Here is a 16,342-nt window from a genome sequence, read left to right on the forward strand (position 1 = left end):
TCTTCAAGCGAACGAATCGAAAGCGATCAGGCCGCGACGGCGGCCTTCTTCTTCGCGATGTCGCGCTTCAGGCGGCGCGCCTTCAGCGACAGCTTGTCGTCGCTGGTCTTCAGCAGCCAGTTGTCCAGGCCGCCATTATGCTCGACCGAACGCAGACCATGGGTCGACACGCGCAGCTTCACGGTCGTTTCCAGCGCTTCGGAGATCAGCGACACATTCTGCAGGTTGGGCAGGAACACACGCTTGGTCTTGTTATTGGCGTGGGAAACATTGTGACCCACCTGGCGGCCCTTGCCGGTCAGCTCGCAAATGCGCGACATAGTCAATCAACCTTGTAATTCGGGTTCGTTCGGAAAGCGGCGCCGATAACGGGATTCCCGACGCACGTCAACCCGCACAGAGCCTTTCGGGGCCGCAACCCTTTCCGACTCATGCGCGTTGACGCCCCATAACGTAGAGGAGGCCGAAATGCGATTCATTGGTGGCTTGTTGCTGATCGTGCTGCTGGTGCTGGCCGGCGGCATCGCCACCGGCTTCATCGACCTGCAAAAGACGCGGGAAGGAAGCCTGCCGCACGTCGCGGTCCAGGGCGGCTCCCTGCCCAAATATGAAGCCAATGTGGCGAAGGTCGAAGTCGGCAAGCGCAAGGAAACGGTCGAAGTGCCGACGGTCGATGTGAAGAAGCCCTGATTCTTTCCTTCCCCGCGTTCGATCCTGTATGGGCGGGGCATGGCCACGCCCTTCCCCTTGCCCGATCCCATGCGCCGCGCGCTGGATCTTGCCCGCGCCGCCGAACAGGCGGGCGAAGTGCCGATCGGCGCCGTCGTGACGCTGGACGGCCGGATCATCGGCGAGGGTGAAAATCGCAACCGCCGGGACAATGATCCCACCGCCCATGCCGAGATGGTCGCCATCCGGGCGGCGGCCGCGCATCTCAAGGACTTCCGCCTGACGGGCTGCGACCTCTGGGTGACGCTGGAACCCTGCCCGATGTGTGCGGGCGCCCTTTCCCACGCGCGGATCGCCCGGCTCTATTATGCCGCCGCCGATCCCAAGGGCGGAGCGATCGAACAGGGACCACGCCTCTTCACCCAGCCGCAATGCCTGCACCGGCCCGAAGTCTATGGCGGCATCGCCGAGACCGAGGCTTCGGCATTGCTGCGCGATTTTTTCCTGGCCCGGCGCTGACGTGGCGAAAACGGCCTCCGCTATCGCGGCGCGCCGTAATCGATGCGGTAGAGGGTATAGGGCAGGGTGATGCCCGTCTTGAGCGCCACGGGCTCCAACCAGTCCGGCACCTCACCCCGCATCAGCCCCGCATAAAAGCCCTTGGGACTGCGCGCCTGATAGATGGTGCCCTCCGGGAAGCCCGGGCAGACCAGCAAATAGGTCGCATGATGCCTGGCGGCGATCGGGCGGAAGGCCGCCGCCGGACCGTCATAGGCATGGTGCATGTCGAGGATCACTGCCCCGTTGCGATGATAGGGGCCCGCTACCGCGCTGTGATGCGTCACCGCGATCAGGCGCGGGCCAAGGTCGACCATGGTGAAGATGGTGGCGGCGGGCAACTGGTCCAGCACCTGCAAGGACGGCAGGGTGCGGCAACGGCCATTGGCCTTGTCGATCGCCTTCCGGCGCGCCTGCACCGCCGGCTTTTGCGGCTTGGTCTGCGCGCCGGTCGCCGTGGTCCACAGCAGGTTGATCTGCGGATAGAGCGGCGTTGCGAAGGCGACCGCCGCCAGCAACAGCATCCCGACCAGCGCCAGCCCGCGCACCAGCGGCCGCCCCGTGCCAAGCGCACAGAGCAGCCGATAGGCCGCCCAGGCGGCAGGCGGGATCGCCAGCAATTGCGCCGCCGGACCCGCACGGAGCTGCCAGAAGAGCAGCGCTGTCGAAAACAGCATCATCAGGCCGACCGTGGCCCAGGCCCAGAGCCGGTCGGTATCGCGCCGGGAATCCCACAGGGCCCAGATCAGGCCGATCAGGCCCGCTGCCGGGATCGCCATCAACGGCACGATCAGGCTCCAGGGCTGCACCGTGATCGGCTTGGCCTCCCGGATATTGGCCAGCCAGAGCCGCTCAAGCTCGGGCGAGATCTGATAGGCGCCGGTCAGGCATTGCGGCCAGTTCAGCCAGGCGAAGACCGCCACCGCCGCCCCGACGACGATCCCCGCCCCCAGCCGCGCCGGCCAGCTTCGGAGCGGCAGCAGCGCCAGCAACGCCATCCCCGCCGAGGCGGCGGCGAAGATCGCGACCCAGATGGGCGAGATCGCGTCGCACACCATCTCCCGGTTGGCATGGCTGGCGAACAGCAGGAAGGAGAGCGACGTCGCTCCGGCCAGGCTGAGCGCATAGGGCAGCATCCGCCGCGCCGCGCCCTCCTTGAACACCCAGCGCAGCGCGATCAGCGCGCCCCCGGCCGCCAGATAGACGATCATCTCCATGCCGATGGCGATGGAGAGGGCGCTGCTCACCCCCGCAACGATGCCACCGCGCAGCCAGTTGCGGTCGATCAGCTCCGCCAGCATCAGCACGGTGAAGGCGAGTTGCCAGCCATGATGGTCGATCCGCATCGGCATGAACATGCCGATGCCCATCTGCGCGGCGAAGGGCGCGAGCGCCGCCAGGAACCAGCTGTTCCCCCCGGCCAGCCGCCGCGCGATGAAGCCCAGCCCCAGCATCAGCGGCAACAGCGGCAGCATCGGCGCGATGCCGCAGGCCAGCCGGTCGGCCAGTCCCTGATCGACGAAGGCGCGGAAGAACAGCATCAACCCCGCGATCGGCAGGTCGACCAGCCGCGACCAGTGGATGTTGAACCCGGCGGGCGGATCGAGCCGATATTGCCGCAGATCGTACCAGCCCTGCCCCGCCAGCCAGTCCTTCACCTGCACATAGCGGATATTGTCGTCGGTATCGCTGAGCGTCAGCCAATGAATCTGCGGCCAGCGCATCGCGATCAGCCAGGCCATGGCGAAAATCCACAGCAGGACCGTCAGCCATTTCCAGTGCCGCTCGGCATAGACGGAAAATTTCGCCGCAACAGGTGCGACGCGCGCGCGCAGGACAGGCCAGCTTTGCAAGTTCATGGGCGGTGGATTAGAGCGTTTTCAAGTCGGCCGGAAGCGGCCGACGGCTCGGAAAATGCAGGCATCAAAAATATCCAGAGCGGACTTTCGCGTCAGCGACAGCCGCTTTAGAGGCTGCGCATCAAAGCGCAACGGGGCGGCATGAAAATCCTCCAAATCTTGACAGCGGAAAAGCAGGCCCTGTTCTGGCAGATCGTCCGCTATGGCCTGACGGGCCTGTTCGTGACGGCGTGTCAGGCCAGCATCTACTGGACGCTGGCCGCGCCGGTCGGCCTGCATCCGCAGCTCGCCAACGGCATCGGCTATCTGGCGGCGGTGCTGATCGGCTATGTCACCCACAGCGCCTTCACCTTCCGCGGCCATGGGAGCCGCGACAATCAGGCCGCACGGGGCGTCCGCTTCGTCGCGGTGTCGCTGGTGAGCTATGCGCTGAACGCGCTTTGGGTGTGGCTGTGCGTCACCCATATGCATTGGCCGGAATGGTCGCCCATCCCGGCCATGCTGTTCATCACCCCGGCCGCAGTGTTCGGCCTCAACCGGCAATGGGTGTTCAAGTAGAAGTCAATGCACGAACCGCGCCACCACGTCGCGGTAGGACCGGCTGACCTTCACCTGCGCGCCGGATTCGAGCACCAGGAAGCATTCGCCGTTGGTATGCGGCTTCACCTGCCGCACTTGGCTCAGATTGACGATGGTCGACCGGTGCACCCGCTGGAAATTGCGCGGGTCGAGCCGCTTTTCCAGATCCTTCATCGTCTCGCGCAGGATCAGCGAATTGTCGGCGGTATAGATGCACATATAGTCGCCCGCCGCGTCGATCCGCTCGATCGAATCGACATCCACGCGGAAGATCTGCCCGCGATCCTTGATGTTGATGAGCTTTTCGAAGCGATTGGCGGCCGGCGCCTCCTCATCGGCGTTGAATTCGTGCATCGCGTCCGGCGCGACTTCCGCCAGCACCTCGCGCAGCTTTTCGGCTTCCTGCACCTGCTTCTTTTCGGACAGCCGCTGGCGCACCCGGTCGAGCGCGTCGGCCAGCCGCCCCTCCTCCACCGGCTTCATCAGATAGTCGACCGCCTGCGCCTCGAAGGCGCGGATCGCATGGTCGCTGTAAGCGGTGCAGAAGATGAAAAGCGGCGGTTCGACCTCCATCAGCCCCTGCACGACGGAAAAGCCGTCGAAGCCGGGCATCTGGATGTCGAGGAACACAAGGTCGGGTTTATGCGTCTTGATGGCGCGGATCGCTTCCCGGCCGTTGGAACAGGTTTCTACGATTTCGACATCCTCATGCGCTTCCAGACGCAGCTTAAGGCCTTGTATAGCCAGGCTTTCGTCGTCGACGAGGATTGTTCTGATGGTCATGCGGCCACTCTCGATGGTTCATCCAAATTCAGCGGCATTTCGATCAGGACCGAAAAGCCGCCAGGCGTGGAACGCGTTTCGAAGCTCTGTCGTTCCCCGAAGGCCTGAATCAGCCGGTCGCGGATATTCGCCAGGCCGACACCCGTTCCTTCGCTGACATGATTGTTCGGGCGGGTGAACCCCTCATTCAATCCCGGACCCGTGTCGGATACGATGATCCGGACGTTTTCACCGGCAGGCTGCGCCGTGACGGAGATTTCCGCGCCCTCTTCCTTGGGCGTCACGGCATATTTGATCGCATTTTCGACCAGCGGCTGGAGCAAAAGAGAGGGCAGGCGTGACTGCGCCACCGCCGGATCGATGTGGAAAACCGGCCGCAATCGGTCCTCGAACCGCATCTTCTCGATCTCCAGATACAGCTTCAACGTCTCGATCTCCTGCTCGATCGTGACCTGCGCGGTCGGTTCGTTGATCAGGGTATAGCGCAAAAAGGACGACAGGCGGGAAAGCATCGCATTGGCCCGGTCGGTCTGCTTGAGCAGCACCAGGGTCGAGATGCTGTTCAGCGTATTGAACAGGAAATGCGGATTGAGCTGATAGCGCAGCATGGCGAGCTGCGCGCTCGACGCCTGGCTTTCCAGATGCAATAGCTGGTCCGCCTGCTCCTCCACCGTCAGGTAGAAGTTGATCGCATAATAAAGCGCCGACCACGCCCCCAGCAATGTCATGCTGAGGTAGAAGGCGCCCAGGAACAATTGCAGCCCCGCCGTGTCGCTGCCCCGGTTCTGGGTCGAGAACACCCAGGCGTCGATGAACGCCACCAGCCCCGCCGCAACCACCACCGTCACGATCGATGCGCCCCAGGTGACGATCGGCCGCTGCCGCTGGAGGAAACGGAAGACCACCGCGATCAGCAGCGTCACCGAATAGCCCGACACGGTCGAGATCATCACCGGGATCAGGCTGGAAAGCGGTTGCCCGTTGGCGATGGTGGAGGAGCCGCGCAGCAGGAAGGCGCCCGCCCATCCCACCGACTGGAGGTTCCAGAAAGCACGGTTCTTGTCCGCGAAAAAGGGCTGAGGCTGGAAGCGATGGACTGACATTGCGTTCAGCCTAAAGCATCAGGCAAAAAAGTGGGAACCGGTTTTTGCAAAAGCCGATGCGAAAATCAGCGCGCGCCATTGGGCGGCGGTCCCCGTCAGGCCGCCTTCACCGTCTCGGGCGAGCGCGCGTCCGCCACCGGCGTTTCCTCGTCGACGCACAGCCACACCAGATCGCTGAGCTCCAGCGTGCGGCCGTCATGGGCCTGTATGGTCATCTTGCGGATCGGCTGCCGGTCGCGGCCATCGGCCAGCACCTGGCAGGAAATGGGACCGCAGCCCCATTTCTCGCCCCACTGGCGCAGGGCGATCATGGCGGGCGCCAGATCCTCGCCCTTTTCGGTCAGGCGATATTCGACCTTGCGCCGGTCGCATTGCATCGGCTGGCGCAGCATGATGCCGTTTTCCACCAGCCGGGCGAGCCGGTTGGCCAGGATATTGCGGGCAATGCCGAGGGTCGACTGGAACTCCTCGAAATGGCGGATGCCCGAAAGAGCGCCCCGCAAGATGAGGAACGACCAGCGTTCACCCATCGCCTCCAATGCGCTCGGCAGCGCGCATTGTTCCAGATCCTGCGCCAGATTATGCTTCATGGGTCTCATAGATAGCTCAAAGCCATCGCTGTTGCAAAAGTGCAGCGCGTTTATCGCTAAATGGGATTTTTTTGTTGCACTGCAAGGGGCATCGCGGACAATCGGCATACGATGTTACGCCAGTATGAACTTGTTGAACGGGTAAAGCGCTACGATCCGGATGCGGACGAAGCGATGATCAACCGCGCCTATGTCTTCTCGGTCCAGAAGCATGGCAGCCAGAAACGCGCCAGCGGCGACCCTTATTTCAGCCATCCGATTGAAGTCGCCGGTATCCTGACCGATTTCAACCTCGACGACCAGACCATCGTGACCGCGCTGCTGCACGACACGATCGAGGATACGCTCGTCACCTATGAGGAGATCGAGCACGCCTTCGGCAAGGACGTCGCCAAAATGGTCGACGGCGTCACCAAGCTCAGCAAGATCGAGGCGATGTCCGAAAATGAGCGGGCGGCAGAGAATCTGCGCAAATTCCTGCTCGCCATGTCGGACGATATCCGGGTGCTGCTGGTGAAGCTGGCCGACCGCCTGCACAATATGCGCACGCTGCACTTCATCAAGAATGAGCAGAAGCGCCGCCGCATCGCGCGCGAGACGATGGATATCTACGCCCCGCTGGCGGAGCGGATCGGCATGTACGACTTCATGCGCGAGATGCAGTTGCTGGCCTTCCGCGAACTGGAGCCGGAAGCCTATGACAGCATCACCAAGCGGCTGGAGCAACTGAAGGAAGGCGGCCATGACAAGGTCGACCGGATCGGCGCGGAACTGCAATTGCTGCTGGGCGGCAAGGGGCTGCCGGTCACGGTTTCAGGCCGCGAGAAGCATCCCTATTCCATCTGGAAGAAGATGCAGGAACGCCATATCAGCTTCGAACAGTTGACCGACGTCATGGCGTTCCGCGTGATCACCGAGACGACGGAAGATTGCTACCGCGCGCTCGGCGTCATCCACCAGACCTACAAGATGGTGCCGGGCCGGTTCAAGGATTACATCTCCACGCCCAAACGCAACGGCTACCGCTCGCTACACACCACGGTCATCCATCAGGACAATGCCCGGATCGAGGTGCAGATCCGCAGCCGCGACATGCATCATGACGCCGAACTCGGCCTCGCCGCGCATTGGGCCTACAAGCAGAAGGGCGACGCCGGCGACCATCAGGCCGCCTGGCTGCGCGACCTGGTCGAAATCCTGGAGCAGAGCCAGGACGCGGACGAACTGCTCGAACATACCCGCATGGCGATGTATCAGGACCGCATCTTCGCCTTTTCCCCCAGGGGCGAACTGCACCAGTTGCCCAAGGGGTCGACGCCGGTCGATTTCGCCTATGCGGTGCATACGTCGCTGGGCAACCAGACGGTCGGTGCCAAGGTCAACGGCCGAGTCGTGCCGCTGCGCACCACGCTGGAAAATGGCGACCAGGTCGAAATCCTGAAGTCGGAGGGGCAGGAACCGCAGCCCGGCTGGCTGACCTTCGCCATCACCGGCAAGGCTCGCGCCGCCATCCGCCGCTATATCCGCCAGAAGCAGCGCGGCGAGGAAGTGGCGCTGGGCGAGAAGCTGTACGAGGAAATCATCGGCCGCTTCTCCCCCGAACTGGCGAGCGAGCTGGGCGACAAGGCGCTGAAGGCGGCGCTCAAGCGCCTGAAGCTGGACGACCGCGCGTCCCTGATGGTCGCCATCGCCACCCACCGCCTGCTCGATTCAGAAGTGATGGAGGCGCTGATCCCCGGCTCGACCAGCGCGGAAGGGATGGAGGAAGCCCACCCGCGCCAGCACGCCCCGGTCTCGATCCGCGGCCTGACGCCGGGCATCGCCTATAATCTGAGCGACTGCTGCCATCCCGTGCCGGGCGACCGCATCGTCGGCGTGCGCCGCACCGGCGAACCGATCGAGGTCCACACGATCGACTGCCGCTCGCTGGAGGTCGACCAGAATGACGATTGGGTCGACCTCGCCTGGGACAGCAAGTCCAAGGGCGGCACCGCGCGCCTCCAGGTGATCGTCAAGAACCAGCCGGGCGCGCTCGCCGCCGTCACCAACGTCTTCGGCGCGACCAAGGCGAACATTCTGAACCTGCAACTGGTGAACCGCGAAGGTCCCTTCCACACCGACATCATCGATCTTGAGGTGGCGGATGCGCAACATCTCAACCGCATATTATCGGCGTTGCGCGGACTGGACACGGTGGTGCAGGCGGATCGGGTTTAGGGCAGCGAAGGGTGGTTAGCTGCCACTCAAACTCGTCTTCCCAGCGAAGGCTGGGATCTCAGGCGAGAGGGGACAGCCCAGCCTCACGAGATCCCAGCCTTCGCTGGGATGACGAATTGTTGACGTCCGCTTCTGGCCATTTCCAGCCATGCCCTTCGCCACGCCGGACTAGACCGGCATCCCGCTTCTTTTTCACAGAAGGTCGATGAAGAAGTCGACACCCGCTCGAGGTCGGGGTGACGTCGGTACAGAACTCCGCTTCAGTCGAAGTCCGAACTGTCTCTTCACACTGTGACCTCCGCGCCACGCCTCGCAAAAAAAGCATCCTATTCCCATCGGCCCCCGCCTTTATCCTGTCCTACATCCCCCGGCCCCGCCTATCCCGCCCCCGTCTTTGAAAATGTCGATCCGCTTCCCACGTCGCCTACGCGCGCTCGCCCACGCGCGCGCATATGGTGTGAACTTCGATGAGAAAACGACGCTTTTCCGCCGCTTTGCACAGCCATCGCCAGATTCTGCGTGACAGGACGCCGCCAACTCTGTAGGGGCGCCCGCAGCGGACCTTTGGCAGCAATGCCGATGGTCTTCCGTCCGAGACAGTTGGTGAAGGGAATATGCCCTTCTTAATGTCCAGCCTAGACGGGGAAAAGTTCTTTACCGGCGGGCTCATGCCCTGTCCGGGTCTGCCTGTTCTCTTTTGAGGATACGGGCCGGTTGATCTCTCCCCTTCGGACCAATGCCCCGCGAGAAATCGCGGGTTTTTGCCGTTCATCGGGTCGTCCGGTGAACATGAAGTGGAGTAATGGCATGGATCGTAATCAGAAAGCTGAGGTCGTTTCCGCGCTGAACGCACATCTGGCAGAGGTCGGCGTGGTCGTCGTGACCCGCAACCTCGGCATGACGGTCGCCCAGTCGACCCAATTGCGCCAGAAGATGCGCGAAGCCGGCGGCACCTACAAGGTTACGAAGAACCGCCTCGCCAAGATCGCCCTTGGTGGCACCGATTATGCCGGGATCAGCGACCTGCTGACCGGCCCGGTCGGCCTCGCCTCCTCGGCCGATCCGGTCGCAGCCGCCAAGGTTGCGGTCGAATTCGCCAAGACCAACGACAAGCTTGAGATCGTTGGCGGCGCGATGGGCGATGTGATGCTGAACGCCGAAGGTATCAAGGCGCTCGCCTCGATGCCGTCGCTGGATGAACTGCGTGCGAAGATCGTCGGGCTGCTCGTTGCACCCGCGACCAAGCTCGCAACCGTCACCCAGGCACCGGCTGCCCAGCTCGCACGGGTCTTCAACGCCTATGCGGAAAAGAACGCGGCCTGATCGCCGCGCCCTTTGCGCAAGTAACGTTTTCAACTCTCAATTCAGGGGCACAGGCCCCACCCAGAAGGGAATATTAACATGGCAGATATCAATGCTCTGGTCGACCAGCTCTCGGCCCTGACCGTCCTCGAAGCCGCCGAACTGTCGAAGGCTCTGGAAGAAAAGTGGGGCGTTTCGGCCGCCGCTGCCGTTGCTGTTGCCGGCCCCGCCGCTGGCGCCCCGGCTGCCGCCGCTGCTGAAGAGCAGACCGAATTCGACGTGATCCTGACCGGCGACGGCGGCAAGAAGATCAACGTCATCAAGGAAGTCCGCGCCATCACCGGCCTGGGCCTGACCGAAGCCAAGGCGCTCGTCGAAGGCGCGCCGAAGGCGATCAAGGAAGGCGTCAGCAAGGACGAGGCCGAGAAGGTCAAGAAGCAGCTTGAAGAAGCCGGCGCGACCGTCGAACTCAAGTAAGCTCGGCTCCGGCCCTGCACCCGCGGGGCCTCGCTGGCCGGCGTTGCGCCGGAGGAAATCAGGGCGGTGCCGTCACGGCGCCGCCCTTTTTCTTTTGGGAGATCAACCGTGCCGGCAGCAATGGGTGGATGCCCAACGGTCGGCAGGCTGGCCTTGTGGGCGTGGCGGCGATGGCTTCCCGTGTGAGCCGCCAGTGGAAGGGATACTGGCAGCGGGCGGCGTGAACAAGCCCGGAACGGCTGGCATCTTACTAACGATATAACGGCAGCTTTATATACCCACGGCCTAAAACATCCTCGATTTCCTCCGTGAAGGCACCGCCAGAGGCCAATAGGTGCTTTAAAGGTCTCTCCCGTCACCTCAGGGTAAGAAAAGCGCCTCACGGCCCTTCTGAGGCGATTCAGCTTGCTTCTTAATTTTGGATTAGGCATATGAAGAAGCCTCAGTGCGTTGGCGCGCACTGAGGCTTCGAAAACCGCGTTTGGGCCGCGATTTAAATTTGCTGTAAGCAGGCGAAATTCTACATTTCGCTGGCAAATTGTCAATCCGGCCCATCGCATTTTGGTAGGACCAAGATGAAATGGAACGGAAAAACTCTCCTAAAATCACCCCTGAAATGGCAGCGCACATTCGCTTCCTGGTAAAAGAGCGCAAACTCTTTCAGCATCAGGTCGCGGCACTTTGCGGCCTCAACCAAGGGCGCGTATCTGAGGTGATGCGCGGGAAGCATTATCCCGACGTTCCACCTGCGCAGGGCGCATTTCCTTTCTAACCTGTCGCCTTTGCGCGGCCAGCTTGAAAGGGGGTGATATTATGTCAAAGCATGAGCGTGGACGCGATGCTGGCAATGGCCAGTTTATTCCGGTTCGCGAGGCTGAACGCCGTCCGAGAACGACCGTCGTTGAGACTTACCAGACGAACAAGAAGGGGCCTAAGAATTAAGGCGCTTTGCCCCCTTCCTACAACAGCAAGGTCGCCGGGGTTTTCTGAATCCCGGCGATCATCATGTCAACTACCCAAAAGCAGCGTGGTTGCGCCATTCCGCCACCCACCCACAGGATCGCTCGCCTTCCCAGTAAGCTGCCACCGCCGGGGCCTGCCTTCGATTATCGTGACGCCGTGCCCGACGCGCCTTTCCAGCGATGCGGCCAGACTGCCCGCAACGGCTGACAGCGTTTTGTTGTCGGGCAATTCTATCCCGTTTATGGCGAGTGCCCTTGCGGCGATCTCATGCGCTGTCATGGGGCCGTTAATCGGCCAGCGCATGATCGTCCCAGGCATATTCCAGCGTGGTCGCCGCACCCGCTTTTCCCCCAGCATAGGGCGGACTGGGATTCCCGGCCGGCACGATGTCCGCGATCCACCCATTGCGGTCGTATTCGGCCAGATAATCGCGCGGCCCCTTGGGATCGATCGCATTCCGGCGCAGATAGTCATAGACCCCGGCATAGTCGAAGGGGATGCCGCGCTTCCACGCGCCCAGATAGAGCAACACCGCATTGTCGCCATGGAAGGAGGTGTTCATATACCCCTTCTCCTGCGCCAACTCATATTCCGACTGCATGATGTCACGCACGACATCCGGCTCCATCAGTTCCAGCAGCACGATCTGGTTGCGCCCGGTGTCCCAGAAAGGCACCGGGCCATAGCGATCATGGGTCGCCGTGCGGACCTTGCCCGTCATGTCGGTGAACTTCTCGCCCTTGGCGACGATCAGCCGGGGACTGGCGAAGGATTGGAACAGCGTCGAATAGAAGAGCATGCGCTGCTTTTCCGTGCCGCCCGTGACCTGTACCCGGTCCAGCAGCCTGCTCCATTCGGCGCGCGCCTGATCGCGCACCCGCGCGAAGTTCCAGCCGGGCAGTTCGTCGCGCAACCGCTGCGCCGCCTGTTCGTGGCTCGTGCCATGCGCCATTTTGACGAAGATCTTCTCGCCCGCGCCTGTGCGGAAGGTCACATAGCTCCCCTCCATTGTCCGCCCACCCCGGACGACCTGCTTGTCGCCGATGCCCCAGCCCTTGGCCTCGCCCGGCGCCTTGCGGAACGTACCGAGGTCCGTGAAGGGCCGGGAAAATTCCGCGACGAAATAGGCTCCGTCGATCGCCTCCCGTCCCTTGGACATGCCGCGCACGACATGATCGCCCACGACCTCGATGCTGCCGCCATGGCCGAGCAGGTTCATCAGTACGTTCGCCCGGTCGCTCTGCGGAAAGGTGAACTGCATCAGGCTCGCCCAGCGCGTCCCGGTCAGTTCCACCTGCGTCCGGAAACTGTCGAGGAAGACCGAATAATAGCCGGGCGAAGCGATCTCGCGCTTCTTGTCATAAGCCGCTTGGCTATAAGCGGGTGGCGCTGACCAGTGCCCACCACCGGCATGATCATCGGCTCCGCATTGCCGCCATAGGTCGAGCCCCCTCCGCCGGTGAAGCCGATCATCGACTCCGCTTAAATTATTAAAGCAATTTGTTTTGTCAATTTGATCGTTGCATCATAGAAGGCGGTTTCGAGGAAACCCGGATCGTGGCGGAACCGACAGCCGTCCTGTTCGGGACTTGAGAGGATTGGGCCGATATGATTGGACTGCCATGATGGACGCTGAACCGATACTGGCCGGGGTCGAGCTCGGAGGAACCAAGGTCTTCGTGCTGCGCGCGAGCGGTCACACGATTCAGGACCGTGAGATGATCCCCACCACGACCCCGGCCGAAACGCTCGCCAGGGCCGTTGCAATCCTCGAACGCTGGCATGCCGAGACTCCCTTCGCGGCGATCGGAATAGGCAGCTTCGGCCCCCTTCGCCTCGACCGCCGCGTTCCCGATTTCGGGGTCATGCTGCCCACGCCCAAGCCGGGATGGGCGGGCGCGGATATTTTCGGCACGCTGACGGCTCCCTTCGATTGCCCGGCCGCGATCGATACCGACGTCAATGGCGCTGCCCTCGCGGAACTGCGCTGGGGCGCCGGCGCGCAAGGGGACGCGCCGTCAGACAGCCTGTGTTACATCACCATAGGCACTGGCGTGGGTGGCGGCTTCGCCTTCAACGGCCGCACCGTTCACGGCGCCATGCATCCGGAAATCGGACATATCCGGGTGCCCCGCGCGGCGGGCGATCGCTTCAGCGGCCGCTGCCCCTTTCACGGCGACTGCATTGAGGGACTGATATCCGGCCCTGCATTGGCCGAACGCTTCGGCGTTCCCGGTCATGAGATCAACCCTGCTGATTCGCGATGGGACGACGTCGCAAATGACATCGCCCATCTGGTCTCCACCATCCTGCTCAGCACGGCGGCGCGGCAGCTGTTGATAGGCGGAGGGGTAGGCATGGGCCGCCCCGACCTGTTGGACCGCGTCCGCAAGAAGGTCGTCGCCCAACTGGGGGGGTATCTGCCCTATGTCGACGATGACAGCATCGAGCGGATCGTGGGTGCACCGCTGCTCGGCGATCAGGCGGGTCCCTTGGGCGCGGTGGCCCTGGCCATGGATGCGCTGGAAGGCCGGAGGATCAGTTGATCCCCTCCTTGCGAAAGAGCGGCAGGAAGATCATGGGGACGATCACCGCCATCACGCCCGCGACGAGTGGATCGTCGACCAGTCGATAGATGGTGGTGAAGAACATCAGGATCGCCGCAACCGCCAGCGAGGGAAGAAGGAGGCGAACCAGCCCCTCCTCCACCTGCGGCGGGATTCGCCGTGCCAGGGCCATGAGCGAATCATCCTTCCCAAGGGTCGGACGGCCGTCAGGCGGACGCATGTTGAAGCTTCTTGGCTTGCCGGGCCGGTTCATGGGAGGCTGGTCCTCGTTGATAGACTAGTTTCATATAGCAACTGGAATGCCGATTTACAGGTGCGAAGATCGCTACGAAATGTTTCCGGTTCGGCTATGAACGAGGCGCTACCGTCGCCGCGGCGGGCTTTCCCGGACCACAATAGCCGACACGGAACTAGCGGTGGCACTTGCCGATCGGGACGGACAGACCATAAGGAATCGCATGACCATCACCCGCCTCGACGCCCATCTGGTGGAAAAGCCCTGGGGCCGTACCGACATTCCGGCCCATATCGCCGCAAGCGACGGTCGGCAGATCGGCGAAGTCTGGTTTTCGGCCGACCGCGAAAAGACACCGCCGCTGCTGGTCAAATATATCTTCACCAGCGAAAATCTCTCGGTGCAGGTTCACCCCGATGACGCCCAGGCACGACAACACGGCCTGACGGGCGGCAAGTCGGAATGCTGGTACATATTGGATGCGGAACGCGACGCCCGGCTCGGCATCGGCCTGACCCGCGAACTGACGCCGCACGAGTTGCGCGCCGCCGCGCTCAACGGCAGCATCGAGCGGCTGATGGATTGGAAGCCGGTGAAAGCGGGCAGCTTCTATTATATCCCGGCGGGCACCGTCCATGCCATCGGCGGTGGCGTGACGCTGGTGGAGGTACAGCAGAATAATGACGTGACCTATCGCCTCTACGACTATGGCCGCCCGCGCGAACTGCATCTGGATGAAGCCATGGCGGTCAGCAATGCCGTCCCCTATGCCCTTCCCGACCGCATCGTGCCGGTCGCGGCGGAGGAAAGCCTGGTCACCGGTCCCGGCACGCCCTTCCTTCTCGACATGGTGCACGGCACGGCGGGAACCGAACGAACAGTTGAAGGCGAGATGCTGTGGTTCATTCCCCTCGCCGGAACCGGCATGATCGATGGCCAACCCTGGCGCCGGGGCGAATGCTGGCTGATCGAGCAAGGTGCCGCCATCGCCGCCGATACGGATATGAGCGCGCTGCTCGCCCGCCTGCCCTGAACCGACGGACAAGGGGAACAGCCATGCCAAAAGGAAAGATGATCGCGGACAAGCGGGTCCTGTTCGTGATGGCGGTGGAGGACGAATATGGCCCTCACCTCAAGGCACGCTTCGATCCGCTCATGATCGGCGTCGGGCCGGTGGAGGCCGCGCTCAGCACCGGCCTCGCGCTCCAGCGGCTGGATCGGGAGGGGGACTTGCCCGATCTGGTCGTGTCGCTGGGATCGGCGGGATCGCGGCTGTGCACGCTGGGGGAAGTCTATCAGGTCGCCAGCGTTTCCTGGCGCGACATGGACGCCTCTCGCCTGGGCTTCCCCAAGGGCGTGACCCCCTTTTCCGACCACCCGGTTGAAATAGCGCTGCACACCCCGCTGAAACTACGCGCGGCCCGGCTTTCCACGGGCGCGAATATCGTCGGCGGTCAGGATTATGCCGCCATCGATGCCGACATGGTCGACATGGAAACCTTTGCCGTGGTCCGCGCCTGTCAGCGTTTCGGCGTACCCGTCATGGGTCTGCGCGGTGTTTCCGACGGCCCTGGCGAACTGGCCGACATGTTGGGCTGGACGCAATTGCTGGCCCTGCTCGACGAAAGGCTAGCGCAGGCAGTGGATATGCTGGAGGATGCGCTTCGGGACTGATCCGGCTGGTGGGGAATGGAAAGCGGCGGCTCCAGTCGTTCCCGGCCTTCGTCCCGCGAGCCTGACCCCAGTTCCCACTTTTCTTCCGTGCGCAGTTGGAAAAACGGTGGCTCCCTGGGACAAGCCCGGGGCGACGTGATAACAAGGGTCGCGAACTGCTCATTCCCGCCCTGAGCGTCTCCGCCGTCAATGCCCCCCGAATGCGATGATCGCCGTCGACGCCACGCCGTCCGCCTCCAGTGCCGCCATGCCCCCCAGATCGGGCAAGTCGATGGCGAAAAGTGCCATCAGCACGGTCGCGCCCTGCTCCCGGACAAGCTGAGCCGCCGCGAGCGCGGTCCCGCCGGTCGCGATGAGATCGTCCACAAGCACCACGCGCGCGCCGTCCGGAATCTGCCCTTCATGCAGTTCCAGCCGGTCGGTGCCATATTCCAGCACATAATCGATGCCGACGGTCTTTCCGGGCAGCTTGCCCTTCTTGCGCACGGGCACGAAGCCGACGCCCAGTGCATGGGCCAGCGCCGCACCCAGGATGAAGCCTCGCGCCTCGACGCCGACGATGAACGCAGGATCGAGCGGTCGGGCGACAGTTGCCATGCGCTCCACCAGTTCGGAGAGGCCCTGCCCGTCCGCCAGCAGGGTCGTGATGTCGCGGAACTGGATACCCGCCTTGGGAAAGTCGGGAATGGTGCGGACCAGGGCCGCCAGACTGTCTGCACTCATAATGCCCTCATAAGAAAAGGGGGCCCGGTTTCCCGCGCCCCCT

18 protein-coding genes are annotated in these 16,342 nt (G+C 63.0%); 10 read left to right on the forward strand and 8 right to left on the reverse strand.

Features of this window, described 5'->3' with window-relative positions:
* Positions 1–26: 26 nt before the first annotated feature.
* Positions 27–320, reverse strand: coding sequence for a 50S ribosomal protein L28 (gene rpmB / locus YP76_RS01710; protein ID WP_007687480.1), 294 nt, complete (start codon positions 318–320; stop codon positions 27–29).
* Positions 321–468: 148 nt separating this feature from the next.
* On the opposite strand from rpmB, the gene YP76_RS01715 reads away from it, so the two are divergent.
* Both YP76_RS01715 and YP76_RS01720 read left to right on the forward strand, forming a co-directional pair.
* Complete coding sequence (locus tag YP76_RS01715; protein ID WP_046761881.1) at positions 469–690, forward strand: hypothetical protein; 222 nt, start codon at positions 469–471, stop codon at positions 688–690.
* A 39-nt stretch (positions 691–729) separates the two neighbouring features.
* Positions 730–1,188, forward strand: coding sequence for a nucleoside deaminase (locus YP76_RS01720; RefSeq protein ID WP_046761882.1), 459 nt, complete (start codon positions 730–732; stop codon positions 1,186–1,188).
* Between the two features lie 20 nt (positions 1,189–1,208).
* Here YP76_RS01720 and YP76_RS01725 read toward each other — a convergent pair whose 3' ends face one another.
* The gene (locus YP76_RS01725) at positions 1,209–3,086 is read right to left on the reverse strand and encodes a hypothetical protein (RefSeq protein ID WP_046761883.1); all 1,878 of its coding nucleotides are present in this window, start codon (positions 3,084–3,086) and stop codon (positions 1,209–1,211) included.
* Between the two features lie 141 nt (positions 3,087–3,227).
* Between YP76_RS01725 and YP76_RS01730 the strand changes: the two genes are divergently transcribed.
* Positions 3,228–3,644 (forward strand): GtrA family protein, encoded by a 417-nt coding sequence (locus tag YP76_RS01730; protein WP_046761884.1) that lies wholly within the window; start codon positions 3,228–3,230, stop codon positions 3,642–3,644.
* Positions 3,645–3,647: 3 nt separating this feature from the next.
* Here YP76_RS01730 and YP76_RS01735 read toward each other — a convergent pair whose 3' ends face one another.
* The 3 genes from YP76_RS01735 to YP76_RS01745 form a co-directional block, all read right to left on the reverse strand.
* The gene (locus YP76_RS01735; protein WP_046761885.1) at positions 3,648–4,448 is read right to left on the reverse strand and encodes a LytR/AlgR family response regulator transcription factor; all 801 of its coding nucleotides are present in this window, start codon (positions 4,446–4,448) and stop codon (positions 3,648–3,650) included.
* Positions 4,445–5,551, reverse strand: coding sequence for a sensor histidine kinase (locus YP76_RS01740; protein ID WP_046761886.1), 1,107 nt, complete (start codon positions 5,549–5,551; stop codon positions 4,445–4,447). Before YP76_RS01740 ends, YP76_RS01735 begins: the two co-directional genes overlap by 4 nt.
* Positions 5,552–5,646: 95 nt before the next feature.
* On the reverse strand, positions 5,647–6,141 hold the full coding sequence (locus YP76_RS01745; RefSeq protein ID WP_046761887.1) for a winged helix-turn-helix transcriptional regulator: 495 nt from the start codon (positions 6,139–6,141) through the stop codon (positions 5,647–5,649).
* 111 nt (positions 6,142–6,252) lie between these two features.
* On the opposite strand from YP76_RS01745, the gene YP76_RS01750 reads away from it, so the two are divergent.
* From YP76_RS01750 to YP76_RS27540, 4 genes are all read left to right on the forward strand, one after another.
* Positions 6,253–8,358: a RelA/SpoT family protein gene (locus YP76_RS01750; RefSeq protein ID WP_046761888.1), complete on the forward strand. Its 2,106-nt coding sequence runs from the start codon at positions 6,253–6,255 to the stop codon at positions 8,356–8,358.
* 807 nt (positions 8,359–9,165) lie between these two features.
* On the forward strand, positions 9,166–9,681 hold the full coding sequence (gene rplJ / locus YP76_RS01755) for a 50S ribosomal protein L10 (RefSeq protein WP_046761889.1): 516 nt from the start codon (positions 9,166–9,168) through the stop codon (positions 9,679–9,681).
* 78 nt (positions 9,682–9,759) lie between these two features.
* A complete protein-coding gene (gene rplL, locus YP76_RS01760) occupies positions 9,760–10,137 on the forward strand; it encodes a 50S ribosomal protein L7/L12 (protein WP_046761890.1) in 378 nt (125 codons plus the stop codon).
* 580 nt (positions 10,138–10,717) lie between these two features.
* Complete coding sequence (locus YP76_RS27540; RefSeq protein ID WP_157035634.1) at positions 10,718–10,909, forward strand: helix-turn-helix domain-containing protein; 192 nt, start codon at positions 10,718–10,720, stop codon at positions 10,907–10,909.
* A 477-nt stretch (positions 10,910–11,386) separates the two neighbouring features.
* Here YP76_RS27540 and YP76_RS01775 read toward each other — a convergent pair whose 3' ends face one another.
* On the reverse strand, positions 11,387–12,613 hold the full coding sequence (locus YP76_RS01775; protein ID WP_332307410.1) for a glycoside hydrolase domain-containing protein: 1,227 nt from the start codon (positions 12,611–12,613) through the stop codon (positions 11,387–11,389).
* Positions 12,614–12,722: 109 nt separating this feature from the next.
* Between YP76_RS01775 and YP76_RS01780 the strand changes: the two genes are divergently transcribed.
* Positions 12,723–13,646: an ROK family protein gene (locus YP76_RS01780; RefSeq protein WP_198147408.1), complete on the forward strand. Its 924-nt coding sequence runs from the start codon at positions 12,723–12,725 to the stop codon at positions 13,644–13,646.
* On the opposite strand, the gene YP76_RS01785 is transcribed toward YP76_RS01780, so the two are convergent.
* A complete protein-coding gene (locus YP76_RS01785) occupies positions 13,639–13,920 on the reverse strand; it encodes a hypothetical protein (RefSeq protein ID WP_232307416.1) in 282 nt (93 codons plus the stop codon). The genes YP76_RS01780 and YP76_RS01785 overlap by 8 nt on opposite strands.
* Positions 13,921–14,125: 205 nt before the next feature.
* On the opposite strand from YP76_RS01785, the gene YP76_RS01790 reads away from it, so the two are divergent.
* Positions 14,126–14,935: a class I mannose-6-phosphate isomerase gene (locus YP76_RS01790; RefSeq protein ID WP_046761893.1), complete on the forward strand. Its 810-nt coding sequence runs from the start codon at positions 14,126–14,128 to the stop codon at positions 14,933–14,935.
* 38 nt (positions 14,936–14,973) lie between these two features.
* A complete protein-coding gene (locus YP76_RS01795) occupies positions 14,974–15,576 on the forward strand; it encodes a 5'-methylthioadenosine/S-adenosylhomocysteine nucleosidase (RefSeq protein ID WP_046761894.1) in 603 nt (200 codons plus the stop codon).
* 186 nt (positions 15,577–15,762) lie between these two features.
* Here the strand turns inward: YP76_RS01795 and YP76_RS01800 are convergent, their stop codons facing one another.
* Positions 15,763–16,299, reverse strand: coding sequence for an adenine phosphoribosyltransferase (locus YP76_RS01800; protein ID WP_046761895.1), 537 nt, complete (start codon positions 16,297–16,299; stop codon positions 15,763–15,765).
* Positions 16,300–16,342 lie beyond the last annotated feature (43 nt).

The sequence above is a fragment of the Sphingobium chungbukense genome (assembly GCF_001005725.1).
GTDB classification, from domain to species: Bacteria; Pseudomonadota; Alphaproteobacteria; order Sphingomonadales; family Sphingomonadaceae; genus Sphingobium; species Sphingobium chungbukense.

Coding starts and splice junctions, on each gene's coding strand:
- rpmB (WP_007687480.1), bottom strand. CDS start 320: ATGTCGCGCATTTGCGAGCTGACCGGCAAGGGCCGCCAGGTGGGTCAC.
- YP76_RS01715 (WP_046761881.1), top strand. CDS start 469: ATGCGATTCATTGGTGGCTTGTTGCTGATCGTGCTGCTGGTGCTGGCC.
- YP76_RS01720 (WP_046761882.1), top strand. CDS start 730: ATGGCCACGCCCTTCCCCTTGCCCGATCCCATGCGCCGCGCGCTGGAT.
- YP76_RS01725 (WP_046761883.1), bottom strand. CDS start 3,086: ATGAACTTGCAAAGCTGGCCTGTCCTGCGCGCGCGCGTCGCACCTGTT.
- YP76_RS01730 (WP_046761884.1), top strand. CDS start 3,228: ATGAAAATCCTCCAAATCTTGACAGCGGAAAAGCAGGCCCTGTTCTGG.
- YP76_RS01735 (WP_046761885.1), bottom strand. CDS start 4,448: ATGACCATCAGAACAATCCTCGTCGACGACGAAAGCCTGGCTATACAA.
- YP76_RS01740 (WP_046761886.1), bottom strand. CDS start 5,551: ATGTCAGTCCATCGCTTCCAGCCTCAGCCCTTTTTCGCGGACAAGAAC.
- YP76_RS01745 (WP_046761887.1), bottom strand. CDS start 6,141: ATGAAGCATAATCTGGCGCAGGATCTGGAACAATGCGCGCTGCCGAGC.
- YP76_RS01750 (WP_046761888.1), top strand. CDS start 6,253: ATGTTACGCCAGTATGAACTTGTTGAACGGGTAAAGCGCTACGATCCG.
- rplJ (WP_046761889.1), top strand. CDS start 9,166: ATGGATCGTAATCAGAAAGCTGAGGTCGTTTCCGCGCTGAACGCACAT.
- rplL (WP_046761890.1), top strand. CDS start 9,760: ATGGCAGATATCAATGCTCTGGTCGACCAGCTCTCGGCCCTGACCGTC.
- YP76_RS27540 (WP_157035634.1), top strand. CDS start 10,718: ATGGAACGGAAAAACTCTCCTAAAATCACCCCTGAAATGGCAGCGCAC.
- YP76_RS01780 (WP_198147408.1), top strand. CDS start 12,723: ATGATGGACGCTGAACCGATACTGGCCGGGGTCGAGCTCGGAGGAACC.
- YP76_RS01785 (WP_232307416.1), bottom strand. CDS start 13,920: ATGAACCGGCCCGGCAAGCCAAGAAGCTTCAACATGCGTCCGCCTGAC.
- YP76_RS01790 (WP_046761893.1), top strand. CDS start 14,126: ATGACCATCACCCGCCTCGACGCCCATCTGGTGGAAAAGCCCTGGGGC.
- YP76_RS01795 (WP_046761894.1), top strand. CDS start 14,974: ATGATCGCGGACAAGCGGGTCCTGTTCGTGATGGCGGTGGAGGACGAA.
- YP76_RS01800 (WP_046761895.1), bottom strand. CDS start 16,299: ATGAGTGCAGACAGTCTGGCGGCCCTGGTCCGCACCATTCCCGACTTT.